The sequence below is a fragment of the Candidatus Eremiobacterota bacterium genome, assembly GCA_031082125.1.
Classification (GTDB): Bacteria; Vulcanimicrobiota; CADAWZ01; order CADAWZ01; family Ess09-12; genus Ess09-12.
In genome coordinates this window covers 14,400-30,930 of the sequence record JAVHLM010000043.1, presented here as the reverse complement: position 1 = coordinate 30,930, position 16,531 = coordinate 14,400, and the positions used below count along the sequence as shown (strand labels likewise).

At 58.9% G+C, this 16,531-nt stretch carries 15 protein-coding genes; 6 read left to right on the top strand and 9 right to left on the bottom strand.

From position 1 onward, the window contains the following. Nucleotides 1–10 precede the first annotated feature (10 nt). From RDV48_28950 to RDV48_28940, 3 genes are read left to right on the top strand one after another with little or no spacing between them, the layout of a single operon-like run. Nucleotides 11–430 carry a hypothetical protein gene (locus tag RDV48_28950; GenBank protein MDQ7826862.1) on the top strand — a complete coding sequence of 140 codons (420 nt, stop codon included), beginning with the start codon at nt 11–13 and terminating at the stop codon, nt 428–430. Beyond that, on the top strand, nt 427–1,095 hold the full coding sequence (locus RDV48_28945) for a hypothetical protein (GenBank protein ID MDQ7826861.1): 669 nt from the start codon (nt 427–429) through the stop codon (nt 1,093–1,095). Before RDV48_28950 ends, RDV48_28945 begins: the two co-directional genes overlap by 4 nt. Then, nucleotides 1,092–2,504 carry a (Fe-S)-binding protein gene (locus RDV48_28940; GenBank protein MDQ7826860.1) on the top strand — a complete coding sequence of 471 codons (1,413 nt, stop codon included), beginning with the start codon at nt 1,092–1,094 and terminating at the stop codon, nt 2,502–2,504. The genes RDV48_28945 and RDV48_28940 overlap by 4 nt, the downstream gene beginning before the upstream one ends. Nucleotides 2,505–2,507: 3 nt before the next feature. Here RDV48_28940 and RDV48_28935 read toward each other — a convergent pair whose 3' ends face one another. The 5 genes from RDV48_28935 to RDV48_28915 form a co-directional block, all read right to left on the bottom strand. After that, nucleotides 2,508–3,260: a PilZ domain-containing protein gene (locus RDV48_28935; GenBank protein ID MDQ7826859.1), complete on the bottom strand. Its 753-nt coding sequence runs from the start codon at nt 3,258–3,260 to the stop codon at nt 2,508–2,510. A 63-nt stretch (nt 3,261–3,323) separates the two neighbouring features. Continuing rightward, nucleotides 3,324–4,184, bottom strand: a complete 861-nt coding sequence (folD, locus tag RDV48_28930) for a bifunctional methylenetetrahydrofolate dehydrogenase/methenyltetrahydrofolate cyclohydrolase FolD (GenBank protein MDQ7826858.1) — start codon at nt 4,182–4,184, stop codon at nt 3,324–3,326. A 106-nt stretch (nt 4,185–4,290) separates the two neighbouring features. Continuing rightward, nucleotides 4,291–5,130 carry a 3-methyl-2-oxobutanoate hydroxymethyltransferase gene (gene panB, locus RDV48_28925; GenBank protein MDQ7826857.1) on the bottom strand — a complete coding sequence of 280 codons (840 nt, stop codon included), beginning with the start codon at nt 5,128–5,130 and terminating at the stop codon, nt 4,291–4,293. Nucleotides 5,131–5,161: 31 nt separating this feature from the next. Then, nucleotides 5,162–5,671 carry a DUF2148 domain-containing protein gene (locus RDV48_28920; GenBank protein ID MDQ7826856.1) on the bottom strand — a complete coding sequence of 170 codons (510 nt, stop codon included), beginning with the start codon at nt 5,669–5,671 and terminating at the stop codon, nt 5,162–5,164. A gap of 63 nt (nt 5,672–5,734) precedes the next feature. Continuing rightward, nucleotides 5,735–8,176: a hypothetical protein gene (locus RDV48_28915; protein MDQ7826855.1), complete on the bottom strand. Its 2,442-nt coding sequence runs from the start codon at nt 8,174–8,176 to the stop codon at nt 5,735–5,737. A gap of 153 nt (nt 8,177–8,329) precedes the next feature. On the opposite strand from RDV48_28915, the gene RDV48_28910 reads away from it, so the two are divergent. Next, nucleotides 8,330–8,629 carry a hypothetical protein gene (locus RDV48_28910; protein MDQ7826854.1) on the top strand — a complete coding sequence of 100 codons (300 nt, stop codon included), beginning with the start codon at nt 8,330–8,332 and terminating at the stop codon, nt 8,627–8,629. A gap of 70 nt (nt 8,630–8,699) precedes the next feature. After that, nucleotides 8,700–9,866 (top strand): ATP-binding protein, encoded by a 1,167-nt coding sequence (locus RDV48_28905; GenBank protein ID MDQ7826853.1) that lies wholly within the window; start codon nt 8,700–8,702, stop codon nt 9,864–9,866. 113 nt (nt 9,867–9,979) lie between these two features. Here the strand turns inward: RDV48_28905 and RDV48_28900 are convergent, their stop codons facing one another. Beyond that, the gene (locus tag RDV48_28900; protein MDQ7826852.1) at nt 9,980–10,732 is read right to left on the bottom strand and encodes an ankyrin repeat domain-containing protein; all 753 of its coding nucleotides are present in this window, start codon (nt 10,730–10,732) and stop codon (nt 9,980–9,982) included. A gap of 206 nt (nt 10,733–10,938) precedes the next feature. Here RDV48_28900 and RDV48_28895 point away from each other — a divergent pair, with 206 nt between their 5' ends. After that, nucleotides 10,939–11,565 (top strand): hypothetical protein, encoded by a 627-nt coding sequence (locus RDV48_28895; GenBank protein MDQ7826851.1) that lies wholly within the window; start codon nt 10,939–10,941, stop codon nt 11,563–11,565. Here the strand turns inward: RDV48_28895 and RDV48_28890 are convergent. The 3 genes from RDV48_28890 to RDV48_28880 all read right to left on the bottom strand — a co-directional run bounded on the left by RDV48_28890 (nt 11,549) and on the right by RDV48_28880 (nt 16,449). Continuing rightward, nucleotides 11,549–13,789, bottom strand: a complete 2,241-nt coding sequence (locus RDV48_28890; protein MDQ7826850.1) for a hypothetical protein — start codon at nt 13,787–13,789, stop codon at nt 11,549–11,551. The genes RDV48_28895 and RDV48_28890 overlap by 17 nt on opposite strands. Nucleotides 13,790–14,002: 213 nt before the next feature. Then, complete coding sequence (locus RDV48_28885) at nt 14,003–14,827, bottom strand: hypothetical protein (GenBank protein ID MDQ7826849.1); 825 nt, start codon at nt 14,825–14,827, stop codon at nt 14,003–14,005. Continuing rightward, nucleotides 14,803–16,449, bottom strand: coding sequence for a hypothetical protein (locus RDV48_28880; GenBank protein MDQ7826848.1), 1,647 nt, complete (start codon nt 16,447–16,449; stop codon nt 14,803–14,805). The genes RDV48_28885 and RDV48_28880 overlap by 25 nt, the downstream gene beginning before the upstream one ends. Between the last annotated feature and the right edge of the window lie 82 nt (nt 16,450–16,531).

Here is a 16,531-nt window from a genome sequence, read left to right as displayed (position 1 = left end):
TGAGCATGGTATGAAGTATACGAAGGAGAACTGGCCATGGGGGACGGACCCGTTCTGGCCTCACGAGGTCCTCAGGCATCTGCTTGCGGTTATCGTAGTGATGCAATTTTTCATCGCCGCCGTAGTATTCATCCCCGGCCATCCTGAGGACCCTGCCAACCCTGCGAGCACTCCCCCCCACCTGAAGCCGGAATGGTATTTTCTTCCTGTCTATCAGATCCTCAAGATTGTCCCACGCAGTGTTTTCGGCGCCCTTGCAGAGCCCCTTGGCCTTCTCATTCCCATGGCCTTTGCCCTGATGGTGCTTCTGCTGCCGTTCCTGGACAGGAATCCCGAGCGGCGCATCCTGAAAAGAAAAGTCTTTTTTGCACTGGGCCTTGTCGTGATTCTTGCCGTGATTGCACTTGGCATCTGGGGGAGCATGTCATGAGAAGCAGCCTTGCCATTTTCGCAATGGCGGTCCTTTTCGCAGTAATGTCACATGGAACAGCCCGCAGTGAGCCCTGCCGCGGGGAGGTGGCCCTTGAGATAAGGAACCCCGGCCTTGTTGCCGTTCCCGCTGGCGACGGCTCGGTGAGATATGTCGTGACCTGCGCCCGTTGCCACAAAGATCCTGTCGGGGATCACTGGAAGCCTTTCATAGAGGACAGGGAGCCCGTCCCCACTGCTCAGCATACCGACGCGGTGCAGAAGTCTATCTTCAAGATATGGCAGTCTTTCACCGTCACCTGTGACGGAATTGACAGAACCCGGCTCATCATAGAAAAATACGGAAAGGATTCTCATACCGATGTGTCGCCCCTTCTCACGCGCCTTGAAGAGTGCAGCGGGAGATTCTGCGCCCTCATGAAGAAGCCCTTGACTACCGAGGATCAGCTGCTGGGGGAGAGCGCGCGGATTGGCCTTGACGTGCAGAAGCTCTATCTGAAGGTTCAGGCAATGCGGGAAGAAAGAAGAAGCGCCGCCATCACTGCCTGCATAGTGCTGGGACTTCTTCTCGTGACGGTCTTCCTCGTGGCGGGGCTTCTTTCGATGTACAGCGCCGCGGGGAGCGGCGAAGAGAAGCCTCCTGTGGCAGAGGAGGGGCCCCCATGAAAAAAAACAGCCCTCCTTTCAGGCCTTTTGCATCGCAGGATGCCATGCCGGCCTTGGCCGGGCCTTCGGAAGCGGGAGTGCCCGGGCTGGGTCACTTTGATGCCGGAGACCTGGTGAGATGCTTTCTAGAAGAGTTCAAAGCCCTCCTTTTCAGGTCAAGAGCCCTTCGCCACGCGATGGATGCCTGTGTCCGCTGCGGGGCCTGCGCCGAAAAATGCCACGGATACATTGGCACAGGGGATCCCAGGAACATGCCGGTGGCCCGCGCCGAGCTGCTGAGGGGGATTTACCGGGGTGCCCTCGGGTCCCCCGGCCGCGTCTCGGCCTTTGTCTCCCGTGACAGGGCTCCTGATCCGGGGCTCATGAGCCTCCTTTTCACTTATTTCCATCAGTGCACCCTGTGCCGCCGCTGCGCCTTCTATTGCCCCTTCGGGATTGACACCTCCGAGGTGACCATTGCCGTGCGCCAGTGCCTTGCCGCCGCAGGCGTGTCGTCGGCATTTATCGCCGCGAGGGCCTTGAGGACACTCGAGAGGGGCAACAGCGAGAACCTTGCGCCTGCCGATATAGCACGCATCGCCGGGGAGCTGGCTTCCGAGATAAAAGCCGAAAAAGGCGTTGAGGCAAAGATGCCTGTCGATGTGAAGGGCGCCGGGGTGCTTCTTATCCCTCCCGCCCGGGATCTTGTCGAGCACAGGGCCACGATGAAGGGCTATGCCCTCGTCTTCCACCGGGCCGGCATCTCCTGGACACTTTCAAGCGGCGCCTGCGACGCTCTCAATATGGGCATGTTCCTGGGATACCCCTCGATGAAGGCCATTGACGGCAGGATATGGAGGCACGTGAGAGAGCTTGAGGTGAAGGAAGTCGTGGTAGGCGAGAGCGGTGAGGGCTTCCGCGCCATTTCCCTTTATTCCGACACGATGAACGGCCCTCTCGGGGAGCTGCTCACGAAGCCCCCCTCATCAATATGCTCGTTCACTGCCGATCTTGTTGAAAGGGGGGCCCTCAGGCTTGACCGCTCCGCCAACAAGAGCTTGAGAGTCACTCTCCACGATCCCTGCCATATGGCGAGAGCAGCGGGGCATCTTGAAGAGGTGCGGTTTCTCGTGAGAAGCGCCGTGCCTTATTTCGTAGAGATGGCACCAGGCACCATAAAAGAGCGCTCATTCTGCTGCGGCGGCGGGGGAGGCCTTCTGGCGCCCGAGCTTTCAGGTTTCAGGGAGAAGAGCGCGCTGCCTCGCATGGAGGCCCTGAGGGATTCAGGCGCCACGTTCCTCGCGGCACCATGTGCCACATGCCGAACGGCTTTCAGGGAGGTGCTCCCGCGGTACCAGGAGAAAGAGGGATTCTTTTCGGCACCGGTCTCTGCGGGAGGCATTCATGAGCTCATTTACAATGCCCTTTAGGGGCTATTCATCCTCTTTCGGCTTCAGGGCATTCACATAGTTCTCTATCATAGTGCGGTGCTGACGGGATATCTCAAGAAACCTTATGCCGGCCCTTATTTTCTCGTTTTCCATCACGACGACCCACCGCACCTCGCCTCTGAGCTTCAAAGGTTCCACGCCGTATTCATCAAGCTCAAGGGAGAGATCGATCTCTTCACCCTTCTGGAGCCCTCCGTCACAGACGACCATCATCCCGCTGGCGCTCAGGTCCCTCGTGAGGCCCTTGTAACCTTTGATGTTCTTTGAAAACACAGAGAGCACCCTGTCCTGCCGGAGGCTGTCCCTCCTCTCAGAAAGGTCGATCTGCCCCTGGCGCTTCTTCTCGAGCTCCGAGAGATACTCAAAGAACTTCAGCAGCCCGCCGTCGCGGGGCTTCAGGAACTGAGCCTCGTAGAGAAAGTCCTTTTCGCCGACGGAGCCTTTCTTCAGAATCATTATGGGCAGCTCCAGGACCTGGGGCGGCTTTTTGTCGTCGAAATGGAAATAGGTGAGCTGGAAGGTCACCGCCTCCTGCTCTGCGAGCATGAGGGCGCATTTGAAAATCATCCCGTTCTCGGTCATGTGGCGGATGACCATTCTCTGGCGCGGGGGGATAACGGCGGTGATCCTGCAGTTTTCGAGGGAGAACAGGCGGTCCTTCCCCGGCTGCTTCTTCTCAGGGGGACCTTCCTCTGCTTTCGGGCCTTTGAATATTCCCAGTATGTTTTTCAGCAATGGAGTATGTCGCTCTGCCGGTATTATTTCTGGATGCCGATCACCACTATAGCAGAAATTGCATTATTCCGCAACAGGAGAGCTCTGGGCTGCCCTGAGGGTGTTCCTCATCAGCATCGCGATGGTCATAGGTCCTACACCGCCCGGGACGGGCGTGATCCACGAGGCAATCTTGCGGACCTCTTCAAAGCTCACGTCGCCGGCAAGCTTTCCGTCGGCGAGCCTGTTGATGCCCACGTCGATAACGACGGCGCCTTCCTTCACGAATGAGGAAGTGACGAAATTGGCCTTCCCGATGGCCGCGACAAGGATGTCGGCCCTTCTCGCCACCTCCTCAAGGTTTTTTGTCTTTGAGTGGCATATGGTGACGGTGGCATGGCCTTGGAGGAGAAGGAGGGCCAAAGGCTTCCCCACGATGGTGCTGCGCCCTATCACCACGGCCTCCTTCCCCTTGAGATCAACACCTGTGCGCCCGAGGAGCTCCATGATGCCGTAGGGGGTGCAGGGCGGGAAGGGGGTGTCTCCCATGAGAAGCCTTCCCAGGTTCACGGGATGAAAGCCGTCAACATCCTTGCGCGGATCTATCGCCATCATTATCTCAGAGGAATCAAGCGGGGAGGGGAGAGGGAGCTGTACAAGTATCCCATGAACTGCCCTGTCTTCGTTGAGGCGCCTCACGAGATCCAGGAGCTCCCGCTGCCCGGTCTCTTTCGGGAGGCTGTGGACCACCGAGGAAAAACCCAGTTTCTCGCAGGTCCTGTGCTTGTTCTTCACATAGACCTGCGAGGCGGGATCTTCTCCCGCGAGGACCACGTGGAGGCCCGGCACGATGCCGCGGCTCTCTGAAAGGTGTTTCACCTCTGCGGCGATGCCCTCCTGGAGCTCTTTCGCTATGGCTTTCCCATCAAGTAGCTTTGCGGCCATCGTTCCTCCTCGTCTCCTTCAGCCTGCCGTCAGGCAAAAATCGGCCTTCCGCGGCAGCCTTCATCGGCCCCATTTCCGGCCGGCATATGGCTTCTGTTTCTCCGCTTCAGTGCCCCACCTTGGCGAGCTCGTCCTGCTTGATGTGGTAGAAGTGCTCCGGCGCCGGGAAGGCTCCCGATTTCACCTCTTCCTTGTATTTCCTGAATGCTTCCTCCACAACAGGCGATATGTTGCAGTACTGCCTCACGAACTTGGGCTGGAATGCCTCGAAAAGGCCTATCACGTCGTGCATGATGAGGAGCTGGCCGTCGCATGAGGGCCCTGCGCCGATGCTGAGGGTGAGAATGGAGAGCTCTTTCGTGATCTTTTCGGTGACCTTGGCGGGGACGCACTCAAGGAGGACCGCAAAGGCCCCCGCTTCCTCGATGGCCTTGGCGTCCTCAAAGAGCATATTGGCCGACTCGGCGTCCTTGCCCCGCACCTTGTAGCCCCCGAACTGGGCGGCGTACTGGGGGGTCATGCCGATGTGGCCCATCACGGGGATGCCGGCCTTTACAAGGGCCTTGATGGTGTCAACGACAGTGACGCCGCCCTCGAGCTTTATGGCATCCATGCCGCACTCGCTCATGAAGCGGCCGGCGTTGCGGATGGCGTCTTCTATGCTGGGCTGGTAGGACATGTAAGGCATGTCGCCTATCAGGAAGGCGGATTTTGCCGCCCGCGAGACTGCCGCCGCGTGGCGCACCATGTCATCCATCGTCACGGGGAGCGTCGTTTTATAGCCAAGCACTGTCATCCCGAGAGAATCACCCACGAGGATCATGTCGATGCCCGCCCTGTCCTGGAGGAGGGCAAAAGGGTAGTCGTATGCCGTGAGAAAAGAGATTTTCTCCCCTTTCTCCTTCATCTCGCGAAGCATGGGAATTGTCATTTTTTTCCGGTCCATAATCTTCCTCCTTCGTATTATTGCTGACCTCTCAGCGGTCAAAGTAAATGCTCTTGCCAGAGGCCGAGATGGGAATGCCCATGGCGAAATCCCAGTCGATCATCCCTGCGCTTATTGCGGCGGCGCCTATGCGGTACATTATCCTGTTGTCGGCGTTCAGCAGCTGTGCCGTCTTCACTGCCGAGCCTATTGCAATGCCCATGTCCAGCAGGCGGAGGGCGCAGTGGGGGCCCCTGAATTCGCCGTGATCGGCAGGCTTGATATCGGCGCACATGGCCCCGCATGCGCCGCAGTTGAGGCCCACGGGCTTCGCATCCTTCACGCCCACAAGGAGCACCACGGGGGAGCGGCGCACGTTTTCCCCGTCCCTGTCGAAGTTTTTCTTTCCTTTCTCGGTCCCATGCTTTATCATCGCGTCGGCAAGAGCATTCACCTCGGCCCCGCTCAGGATTCTGGTGAGAATGTAGTCCTGCCCCGCGCTCTTGGGCGCCGTCCTGGCGGCAAGATCCATCAGCTCTGCCACGGTTTCAAGTATTTTCACAGAGAAGCACCTCCTTTTGAATTGTCTTATGGCTTCTTTCATGCGCGGTTTTCTGTCTCTGTTTTAATTAGTTGTACAGGGCCCGCCGATTTCCCTGCCGAGGGGAAAGATGAAGGTGAGGATGTGAGGCGCCCTGCCCCTGATGACAAGGTGGCCCTCATGGACGCACCTGAGGTGGTGGGCCATGCAGAGGGTGATTCTGTTGTGAAGCTTGTCGCTTCCCCCGTGTGAGCGGAAGATGATGTGATGGGAATGCAGATTCCGCCGGCACTTGCAGCCCGGGGCCTGGCACTGGTAATTATCCCGGGCAAGGGTGCGGTGGTGGATGTCCCGCTTTTCCGGGAGGTCCCAGGTGGCAAGAAAAGTATCAAGGAGGGCCTCGATGAAGAGGGCAAGCTGCTGACTGGCATCGACGGCCGTTTCTGGCCTGCCGGCGGCCCAGATCCTCACGGCGTGGTTCCAGAGGGGAACAAGATCTTTTTTGATGAAGAAGCGGATGAGGGTGCCCCTGTCCGAGAGGTTCGACCCGAAGGTCCCTTCTTCCGGGGTCTCTCCCGAGAGGATCGAGAGAATCTCAGGGAGATCGGGGTGCTCCCTGCCCTGGGTGACCTCCCAGATGACGGCTCCCCCGGAACTATGTCCCCCTTCCCCTGTTTTTTGCTGTGCGGAAATCTGGACTGCGGCATCCAAACCCATATCCCCATTGGGTTCATGGGCAATTGAATCAGCCTGGATGATCCTTTTGACGGACCTTCCCGTGACGGCCACCTCGAAGGCCTCGGGATGGATGTCCCACTTTTTGTGGACCGCCCTTTTGGCGAAGCGCAGGAACCCCTCGACGGCAGCCATCAGGGTGGCGACAGGAACCTCCTGGGCGTAGGAGAGCCACGCCCCCTGGACGCGGGTCCCCTCATTGAATACCCTGGCAAGATGCCGCGCCTGCTCAGGGGAGAGCTTTCCCACCTGCACAAGGTCCAGCATATCGGGATATTCCAGATAACTCCTTTCTAATTTGATGAGAGAATACGCGGTGCTGCGGGACATCCCGAGGCGCTCCCTGGTGTAATGCCCCAGGGAGAGGAAGAGCATGTCCTTATAGAGACCGAAATTGTTGAGAGTCCGCAGGAGCCTCCCCTGGTAGAAGGAGAGGGAGTGCAGCAGTGAAGCCATCTTCCGGAGGCGGGCGACCGTCTTGAAGGGATCGGCGGGAGGGCGCACCAGGGTGCCGTCAGGGGTGACGGCGGTATCGGCCTCGGGCCTGTGGCTCAGGGGAGCCTGGAACTCCGGGGGAAGCTCCACGGTGACGGGCTTCCAGGGGAGGAACTCCCAGAGGTGCGATACCTCTTCGAGGTCCTTGTGGACCTGGCGGGCAAGCTCCATGTCCCGCTCGCCGAAGGAGGCCTCGTCATCGAGGGAGCCTATGGCACCCGCCAGGGCGCCAAGGAGAAGGGCTTTCTCCTCGATAGCGGGATCGGCTCCGTTCTCCCTTGTGTCGGAAGCATCAAGGCTATTCCGAGAGTATGCCCCCTCGCCGTGGGTGGCGCAGTCGCCATGGGATTCATTCCCCTGCAGGCGGCAGAGAGCAGCTCCCGCGGCCTCCCGAGCCCCCGGTTTCCCTGTCCCGGAATCGGAATCCTCCGGAGACTGCAGCGTTGTGCCAGGATCCCCGAGACCTTCGAGCGGCGCCGAAGCGACAAACTCGCCGATAAGGGCCTCCACGAAATGCTCCGAAGGGAGCTCAGCCTCCTCCATCCTGCGGAACACTTCCAACGCCCGGTCCCATTTTGCGGCAACAGAAAAAGGAGCCCGCGCGCTTACGGCGAGGCTCCCTGCGTCCTCTTCATCGTCATCGCCGGCGACAAAGGAATCGATGCCGGCCTCCCCGGCACCCGACTTGAATTTCTTCACCTCCTCTTCAATTTCTCTCACGGTGCACTGCATGGCCTTTGAAAGCCATTCGGCTTCGGTTTCAGGCTTCACGACCTGGAAAAGATACCGCAGTGCGCTCTTCCTGAGCTGCCCCTTTTCAAGAGCCTCCCTGATGAGGGGGAGCTTCTGAAGGGCCTTCGCATTCCTCATCAGCTCATAACCGCTCCGGGATGAGATCCCAAGCTCCTCGCGCACAAAGTCGGAAACCCGCACATAACCGAGCATCTCAAGCTTCCCGTTCAGGGAGAGGAGAGCCTCCCCGATGAGAAGATCGAGCCTGACCGCTGCAGAAGAGAGGCACCAGAGGTTCCAGTCCAGAACCTCTCCGGTGAGATCCCTGAAAATATGCCTGCAGTTTGATCGCGAGAGCACCTCGTCGGCGCCGTAGGTCACCAGTGGGAGGCCGGGGAGTGCCTTGAAGACCTGCCCGCCCTCCATGGTGGCCTCGTAGCCGGGATACTCACGGATCACCTCGGGAGATGGTTTAACCTCCTGGGTGGCAAGCACAGCCTGAGTGACTGTTTCGGCCTCCCGGTGCGGGACCTCCCTGAGGTGAGCTCCGGCCGCGCTATTCACATTCATCCTCCTTTCATTGGTAATTTACCACTCATGGGTCTCTTATGTATCCCTTATTTAATTATACTCCAAAATAAATGGCATGTCAAAAGGGCTGTCTGCAGAATACAAGATGTACATTGGATTTGGAAGCCATCGCCCCATGGCATCTGGATGGCCGGAAAAGACAGTAGTGCAATTTTTTCAGCAAATATCCCTGAAAGCCTCTCCAGCGAAGAGAAAGAGCCTCCTGTGAAGATGAAGATATGGCATCACGAGAAAGAATCTATCAAAAAATTTTTCATAACATCATCACTCCGAGGAATTTATCCGGCTGCTTCAAGCTCTTCCGGGTGGCGCAGGGCGGTCAGCTCTATTCCATCTCAATCTCTTGACGATATGAAGAAGGCTGCCTTCCATTACATGGAGAGATACTCGGAAATAGTCTTGACTATTTCCGAGTATGGGTTATAATTTAACCATGCATGGCAGAGCTGTTTACAAAGAGTTATGGGATGAGCTCTCAGCCGACAAGGGATTGATCATGCTCGCCGGGCCGCGCCAGTCAGGCAAGACCACCTTTGCAAGGGAAATCGTTGCAAAAGATTTTGCCGATACCGTCTATTTCAACTGGGACCTTGCGAAGGACAAGCGCCGCCTTATCGCTGATCCAGGTTTTTTCTCAAGAGAGCCTCGCAGCAGCGTGAAATCAAAGCCCCTGGTCATTCTGGATGAGCTCCATAAATACCGCGACTGGAAGAATTATCTCAAGGGAGTCTGTGACCAGTTTGCCGGAGAATATCAGTTTCTTGTCACGGGGAGCGGCCGCCTGGAGTATTCCAGGAAAGCGGGGGATTCGCTTGCAGGCCGTTTCTTGAGGTTCCATATTTTCCCCTTCACGATGGCGGAGCTCTCTGCTCGCCGGAAGACAGTGAGAGAGTTCATCAATAATCCCCTCGAGGGATTTGATGATGCCCCGGGAGCAGAGACTGCAGAAACATTTCACTCACTGTGGGAGCTGAGCGGCTTCCCCGAGCCCTTTACCAGGGGAAGGAAAGCCTTCTGGTCGAGGTGGTCGGCGGCCTATGGCCAGCAGATTGTCCGCGACGACATGAGAACGCTTGCGGATATCCGCAACCTTGACACCCTTGAGCTTCTCTCCGCGCTGATCCCCTCGAGAGTGGGAAGCCCCCTGTCCATGAACAACCTCGCGGGAGACCTGCAGGTGGCCTTTGACACAGTGAAAAACTGGCTCCTTCTCTTTGATTCCCTGTATCTCACCTTTCGCCTCTCTCCCTGGACTGCGAAGATTTCGAGGAGCATCCTCAAGGAAAAGAAGATGTACCTCTTTAATTTTCCCGTGATAGACGACGAGGCCGCGCGCTTTGAGAACCTCGTTGCCGTTGAGCTCCTGAGGGCCGTCGAGACGTGGAGCGATTTCGGCTGGGGGAGATTCAGCCTTCATTATCTGAAGAACAAGGAAAAGCAGGAGGTTGATTTTCTTATAGCGGAGAGCAACAGGCCTTTCCTGCTGGTGGAAGCAAAGCTGAACGATGATGCTCCCGCTGCGAGCCTCCTGATGTTCCAGAACCGCCTGAACATCCCCTCCGTGCAGCTTGTCAGGAGGGCAGGGATCAAGAAGGTGTACAGGAACGGCCTGCAGAGCGTTCTGGCAGTCACAGCCCACCGGTGGCTTTCCTCGCTGCCCTGATGCGCTCCGTAGTCTGGTTTGTCCGTCCTGAGCCGTCCGCGTTCATTATATGACCTTTCCTGTTCATCTTGTGATTAAGCCTTCGATATGCCGCGGCGACCTCCTCCATCCCGCTATTTCTCAGCGCCGCGGGCGATGAGAAGGCTTATCACTTCAGAAAGCCCCTGGCTCCCCGACGAGACGCGCTCGCGGATCAGCGTGGCGCCCAGGGGGGTCCAGCCGTTCATGTCGCGGGCATTGACCTCGGCCCTGTAGGCGATGAGGAGGGCCGCCATTTCCCTGGACTCCACAAGGTGGAGGGGTGTTCTTCCCTCGCAGTCTCTCATGTTCACTTCTGCACGATAGCGAAGGAGCAGCTCGGCAAGCTCCCCGCTTCCCATGCGCGCTGCCCTGTGGAGCGGGGTGCTCCCCCTGGCATTCCTGGCATTGACATCGGCGCCGCGCTTTATCAGAAGCTCTACCATGTCGCGCTGCCCGTAACGGAGTGCTTCAAAAAGGGGTGTCTCGCCTTTCACGCTGCGGGCATTGATCGAGGCTCCTTTTTCGATGAGAAGGCGGGCAATTGAGCAGGTTCTGGCAAGGTGCAGGGCTGTCTCGCCAAGACGGTTTACGGTCTTTACATCGATCCCCGAGGCGAGGAGCAGTTCAATCATCTCCGTCATGCCGAAAAAAGTGGCCCAGTGCAGGGAATTCCACTGGTGCCTGTTCTCCTCGAAGGCCGATGAGAGGAGGATGTAGGAGCCATCGGGAGGGATCCCCCGGCCCGCAGGCTCGATGAAATTGTCAAATGCTCCAGGGCTGAACTCCCCCCACAGATCGGGATGCATGAACAGAGGCTCGTCGCATTTCGTGCAGAAATGGCTCATGCCACTGTTACGCCTTCCGCATCTCGGGCATAGTGCTTCCACGTCTTTCCCTCCTTGACGGGGAGATCATGTCACCTCTGTTATACAGGAATGCTGCAGAAAGTAAACCGCCTGGATAACTTCATCAGAGCATCCGGTGCTGAAGGGTTTTCCCCCTTGTAGTGGAATTGAGCAAGATAGCCAATCCTGGAGCGGAGACCAATGAAATGAAAGAGCTGATAGCCTATAAATTGAAAAAGGATCAGGTCCTCACCTATGAGCAGGGTATCAACATGCTCCTTAAAAGCAGGGATGGAGAGACCGCCGCGGGCCGGTCCACGTCGAAGTCGCGGCTCAAGGTCCTCGATGTCGCAGGCGACGGAAACATGACCATAGAGATGACCCAGGAGCCTCTCACTTTTGAGGGAATCCTGATGGGGAGCCTCCCCGAGGAATTCACGAGGGCCCGATTCTCCTTCGCGATGAAGCCCGACGGCACGCTCACCGACGTCTCAGGAGAGAGCGCCTTCCCTCACACTGCCTCCTTTCCCTCCCAGCCAGTGGGCGAGGGTGAGGGATGGGTGGCCGAGCGGGGCACCTCGGTGACAGAGTATGTGGTCCTCTCATTTGAGAAGAAAAAAGATGAGCTTATCGCTCACCTTGTAAGCACCGCCCATGATAAGAACGAGCTTGAGGGCCTGGACACGACCGTGGAATCGACCATCGATTTTTCCCTCACCAGGGGCTGCCACCTGCAGTCCACGTCGGTGATTGAAATGGCCTATGCCGACGGCAGAACCCTCTCGATCGTCATGGAGAATGCCCTGGCGGGCTCAGCTACCACCACGAGGTAGCCCACCCCCACGCGCTCTTCATTCCGCCTCCTACGGCCGAAGCCGCATCTGAAACTTTGCTGGCCGCCGAAGAAATCGTGCTCGATACGGCTTCCTTGACCTGCGACGCCTTCTCGGCGACGGCAGCGGCTACCTCGGCGGCTTTCTGCTTGCCGGCCTCGATGACCTTCCCGGCTTCCTCCTTGATCTGCGAGGCTTTCTCGCTTACGCTCTGCGCCACGTTGCCGGCGAAGTCCTTGGTGGCATTGTAGGCCGTCTTGGCACCGTCGGCGATGGCGCCTCCCACCTGCTTGGCCCCGTTGTAAAGGGCCTCCCTGTTCTCATAGGCCACCGTCCCCACGTAAACTGCCGCACCGCCTGCGGCGAGAATGGGATTGCCCGTGGCCACGCCGGCCATCATCGCCACACCGGCGCCGGTCTTGAGGCTGCCGGTGATACCTTTTTCCACGCTTCCTTCCTGGTAAGCCTGGCCAAGTGTCTTCAAGCCGTCAACGGTGGCAAGGGCTCCCATCGCCACTCCAGTCGTGGCGGCGCTTCCGATGACTGCCCCGGTGGTCATTGCTCCTCCGGCCCCTATCTTGAAGGTTCCGTCGGCTATCTTGCCGGCGCTTCCCTCCTTGATGCCCTGAGTGAGCTCCTTGGCGCCTTCAGCGGCGACGACCACCCCGAAGGCGCCGCCCGCCACCCTTCCAAGGGCGGCCTGGCTCGAGGCTGCCGGGTTGGAGAAGCCTGATACCGTCGCGGCTCCGCCCCCCGTCACGCCGGCCGCTCCCCCTGCCATGTTGAGAGAGCCCTCAAGTATCTTTCCTTGCTGCACCTGGTGGAGGCCTTCTGAAAACTCGGCGGCCCCGGCAGCCATGGCCATGGGACCAAGGACCTTGTTGGCATGGTGCATGGCTTTTTCGGCGCCTTCGGTGAATTTTTCCTTGAAACCGGGCCTGGTTGCCTCGGCAGGGGTCTTGCCTGCCTCCGATGCCGGTCTGGAGGTCTCGGAAGAAGGCTTGCTTCCCTCTGATGAAGGTGCTTTAGAGCTCTCTGCCGGCGTCTTCGAGGCTTCGGCGCCGGGTTTTCCCGATTCCAAGGGGGGCTTGGAAGCTTCTGCTGCCGGTGCCTTGCCGGTTTCCGCCGCGGGCTTCTTAAGGCCCTCCTGGGCTTTAAGCTCGGCGTCCACGAGTTTCTGCATGTCCTCGGTGATGGGCGTCGGCCTCTGGGCCGGGGGCTTCGCCGCTTCCCCGGCAGGCGTCTTGGCAGTCTCTGCGGCCGGTGTCTTCTGTGCTTCTGCGGCCGGTGGCTTCGCTGTTTCCGCCGCAGGCTTCTTGAGTGCTTCCTGGGCTTTCAGCTCGGCGTCAACGACGTCCTGCATGTCCTGGGTGACGGGGGTGGGCCTTTGTGCTGGCGGCTTCGCGGTCTCTGCGGCCGGTGTCTTAGCTGTTTCCGCGGCCGGTGTCTTCTGTGCTTCTGCGGCCGGTGGCTTCGCTGTTTCCGCAGCGGGCTTCTTGAGTGCTTCCTGGGCTTTCAGCTCGGCGTCAACGACGTCCTGCATGTCCTGGGTGACGGGGGTGGGCCTCTGGACCGGCGGCTTCGCGGTCTCCGCGGCTGGCGTCTTAGCCGTTTCCGCGGCCGGTGTCTTCTGTGCTTCCACTGCCGGTGTCTTGGAAGTCTCGGCGGCGGGCTTCGATCCCTCGGCTGCCGGTGGCTTCGGGGCCTCTGTCTGCCCTTGGCCGGTCTGTGCCTTGTGGGCCGCCTTTTCCTTGGCCACCTCTATGCTCGCTTCCACAGCCAGCGCTCCTGATTCCGTGGCGTGCGCCGTATGAATCGCCGCTTTGCCGGGCTCATGGCCCTCTCCATGGCCTTCTGCACCCTGGCTCTCGGCCTCATGCCCCTTGTCTTCCGAGGGCTTTTTGGCCTGGGCGCCGGCAGCCTCCTCGGCGGCTTTTGACTCTGCGGGCTTTTTCCTGAGGGCGTCCTGCCAGGCGCTCCCCATGTCGCCGGCAGTGCCGGCAGCCTTCCCGGGCTTTTCACCCTGGCTTGCCTGGGTCTCCCTGCTGGGGCTGTATGTTGATTCAGGCTTTGCAGGCTGGCCCGGAGCCTGTTCCTCGGGCTTTTTCTGTGCTTCCCTTGCCGGCGCAGAGTCCCTGACGGGGCGGCTCTCCTGCTGCTCGACCTGCCGGGGCCTTTCGGTAGTGCTCTTGACTTCGCTGATGCTGTCGTTCTCTTCGCTCATGGGAACCCTCCTGTGCGCCGTTTTTAGAACACGAAGCAAACCCCTTGAAAAGCGGCTGAGTTTATTATACATGATTTCCCGGCCCCATGGGTTAAGGAATTATTAACAGAAGGGCCTTTCTTTTAACAATGTGTGAACAGCCTGTTAACAAAAAAAACAGGGGAGCTCCCCTGTTTTTGAATCCCGCTGTTCCTTGTTCCAGAGCCGGCTGGATCAGGGGTTGTACCTTATGATGTGGCCGTCCCTGCTCACAGAGTAGACATCGGTTGCCGATATGCCCCAGATGCTCAGCAGGTCGTATCCCGCGCCAAGCACGGCGGTAATGCTCCAGGTGCTCCCGTCATAATGGACGACCTTGCCGTCATAGCATGAGACGAATATGTCCGACGACGAGGTGCCCCAGATTGAGTGCAGGCTCACGGCGTCCCCGGCGGTGAACTGCTTGAAGACACCCCAGTTCCCGGCTCCCATTGTCCCTGTGCCTCTCTTGTACACCACCCCTCCCGTGTCATTCACCCCTGCCGCATAGATGTTTGCCGCATCGGGGCCCCAGACCCCGTAGATGCTCGACGAGGAGTCAGTGAAGTCATTGCCGGTCCATATGCTCCCGTTAAAGCGCGCCACTCTCCCCTCGCCTGCAGGCCAGAGGCCCCAGGCGTACATGTTTGAATTGTCATATCCCCAGATCCCGTAAAATGTGGCAGAAGTGGGGTTTGAAGTGTAGGAAAAGACCCAGTTGTTCGCCCCGGCTCTCTTCAGCACCACGGCATAACCCGAGCTGCTCGACCCGGCGGCATAGACGTTGGAGGCGTCGGCGCCCCAGATCCCCTTCAGCTCCGATCCCGACCCCACGAAAGTGTAGTCGATTCCCCAGCTTGTACCATTATACAGCAGTATCCTTCCATCGGTGGTCTCTTTCCCGCCGGCATAGATGTTGTTTCCCGCGGAGCCCCAGATGCAGTTGAGCGTCAGAAAAGGATTGGGAGGCTCCATCACGGTCCAGGGGGTTCCCTTCAGAATGGTGCTGTTGGTGCCCACGGAGTAGGTGGTGCCGCCGATGCATGTGACGCCCCTGAGGTTGGAGAGCCCCCGCCGATGGAATATATGAACATCGATGACGAGGCATGCTCAAGGCACACGCCGTTTCCTCCCACCGCGAGGGTCTTGGTCCCGTCAGTCCAGACCGCATAGAGAACATTGCTGTCAACGGTGCTTACCTGCGCCCATCCGGTGTTATAGCTGAAAACGGACCCGCCTGATCCCGCCGCGTAGAGAAATCCCCCGACTCCATAGATCGAGTAGAAAGTCTCGGAGCCTGCCACCGGGGAGAAATTGAGCCAGGCGGCGCCTCCCGTGTAGTGAATGACTTTCCTGTTCGTCCCGCACGCGTAGATATCGGTCGTTGAGGTGCCCCAGATTGAAATGAGGTCTTCAAGGGTAGAGCTTGACATGGCGGTCCATCCGTTCGAGGCACCGTTGCCTTTGATTACAACGCCGCCTGCCCCGCATGCGTAAATATTCGATGAATCGGCCGCCCATACCCCGTAGAGAATATTTCCGGTGCCGCTCGTATGGGATTCCCACGTCGAGGAGGCGTAAACGTATTTCCAGATCATGCCGCCCTGCCCCACTGCATAGACATTGTTTGCATTGTCGATGCAGACGGAATGGAAATTCCTGTTTGAGGCGTCAACAGTGGTGGTGTGCCAGTCCATCTGGTCGTCGGAATAGGTGATCTTTCCCCCGTCTCCCGCGATGACGAGGTGCACGTTATTGGGCGGCGTCGTGTTCGCCCTCCCGCAGACGCCGTTGAGGTTCCCCAGCGAGGGCGACGGCGTGTTGTCAGACCATGACGAGCCGCTCCACTTGAGTATCTTCCCGCTTGCGCCGACGGCGAAGCCAAGGCCGGCGTCCTTCATCCAGATTCCCCTCAGGGTGGCACCCTGGGTGAGGGGAGTGAGGGACTTGCTCCAGCCGTAAGTCGGCGAAGGGGAAGGGGAAGGCTGGGGGCCCGGCGGCTGCGAGGTGGGCTGGGGGCTCGGCGTAGGCGACTGCGAAGGCGACTGCGAAGGCGACGGCTCAGGCGAAGGAGAAAGGGTCGGGGTTGGCATCGGCGAAGGTGAAACATAGGGCGACATTGTCGGAGTGAGCGTCATGGTGATGTCAGGGTTGTCGCCGGTAATAACGTTCACGTCAAAAAATGACTCGGCGAGAGCTTCATTTGCAGCGTTGCTTGCCAGGATCCTGATTGTCTTCCAGCCGATGGGCACGCCGCTTATCGAGACGGTGGCCGTATCGCCTGAAGCAGGCCTGTCAACGCGCACAGGGGGCACGGCATTCTCGGTGGTGCCGCGGTCATAGATGTAGATGGCAAAATACGTCGTGCCGGCAGGAATTTCGCGCATCAGGATCTCTTCTTTCCCTCCCGGAACGTTGCCCCGGATTTTCACGATGCCTTCAGCGCCTTTCTGGGGGAAAGGGAGAGTAATGAGAATCTTCGCGGTCCTCGCGGCGCCTCCCCAGAGGCCTCCACCTCCGGCACCCGATGACCCGCCACCTCCGCCGCATCCTCCTGTAAGGCAGAAGGCGGCGATGACCATGAGCAGCGGGAGCGCCACAAGGGAAAATCTTTCGGCAGAAAAGCGTGACGAGAGGTTCATCTGGCGGTTCTCCTTTCACCACTATGTCCGTAATGTCTGCAGGAATAGCAAAATGCCGCTGCCAAATGCGGTGCAGCAGAAG

Excerpts from the sequence above, each read along its gene's own strand:
- RDV48_28950 (MDQ7826862.1), top strand. The coding sequence starts at position 11 with ATGAAGTATACGAAGGAGAACTGGCCATGGGGGACGGACCCGTTCTGG.
- RDV48_28945 (MDQ7826861.1), top strand. The coding sequence starts at position 427 with ATGAGAAGCAGCCTTGCCATTTTCGCAATGGCGGTCCTTTTCGCAGTA.
- RDV48_28940 (MDQ7826860.1), top strand. The coding sequence starts at position 1,092 with ATGAAAAAAAACAGCCCTCCTTTCAGGCCTTTTGCATCGCAGGATGCC.
- folD (MDQ7826858.1), bottom strand. The coding sequence starts at position 4,184 with ATGGCCGCAAAGCTACTTGATGGGAAAGCCATAGCGAAAGAGCTCCAG.
- panB (MDQ7826857.1), bottom strand. The coding sequence starts at position 5,130 with ATGGACCGGAAAAAAATGACAATTCCCATGCTTCGCGAGATGAAGGAG.
- RDV48_28910 (MDQ7826854.1), top strand. The coding sequence starts at position 8,330 with ATGGCCGGAAAAGACAGTAGTGCAATTTTTTCAGCAAATATCCCTGAA.
- RDV48_28905 (MDQ7826853.1), top strand. The coding sequence starts at position 8,700 with ATGCTCGCCGGGCCGCGCCAGTCAGGCAAGACCACCTTTGCAAGGGAA.
- RDV48_28900 (MDQ7826852.1), bottom strand. The coding sequence starts at position 10,732 with ATGAGCCATTTCTGCACGAAATGCGACGAGCCTCTGTTCATGCATCCC.
- RDV48_28895 (MDQ7826851.1), top strand. The coding sequence starts at position 10,939 with ATGAAAGAGCTGATAGCCTATAAATTGAAAAAGGATCAGGTCCTCACC.
- RDV48_28890 (MDQ7826850.1), bottom strand. The coding sequence starts at position 13,789 with ATGAGCGAAGAGAACGACAGCATCAGCGAAGTCAAGAGCACTACCGAA.
- RDV48_28880 (MDQ7826848.1), bottom strand. The coding sequence starts at position 16,449 with ATGAACCTCTCGTCACGCTTTTCTGCCGAAAGATTTTCCCTTGTGGCG.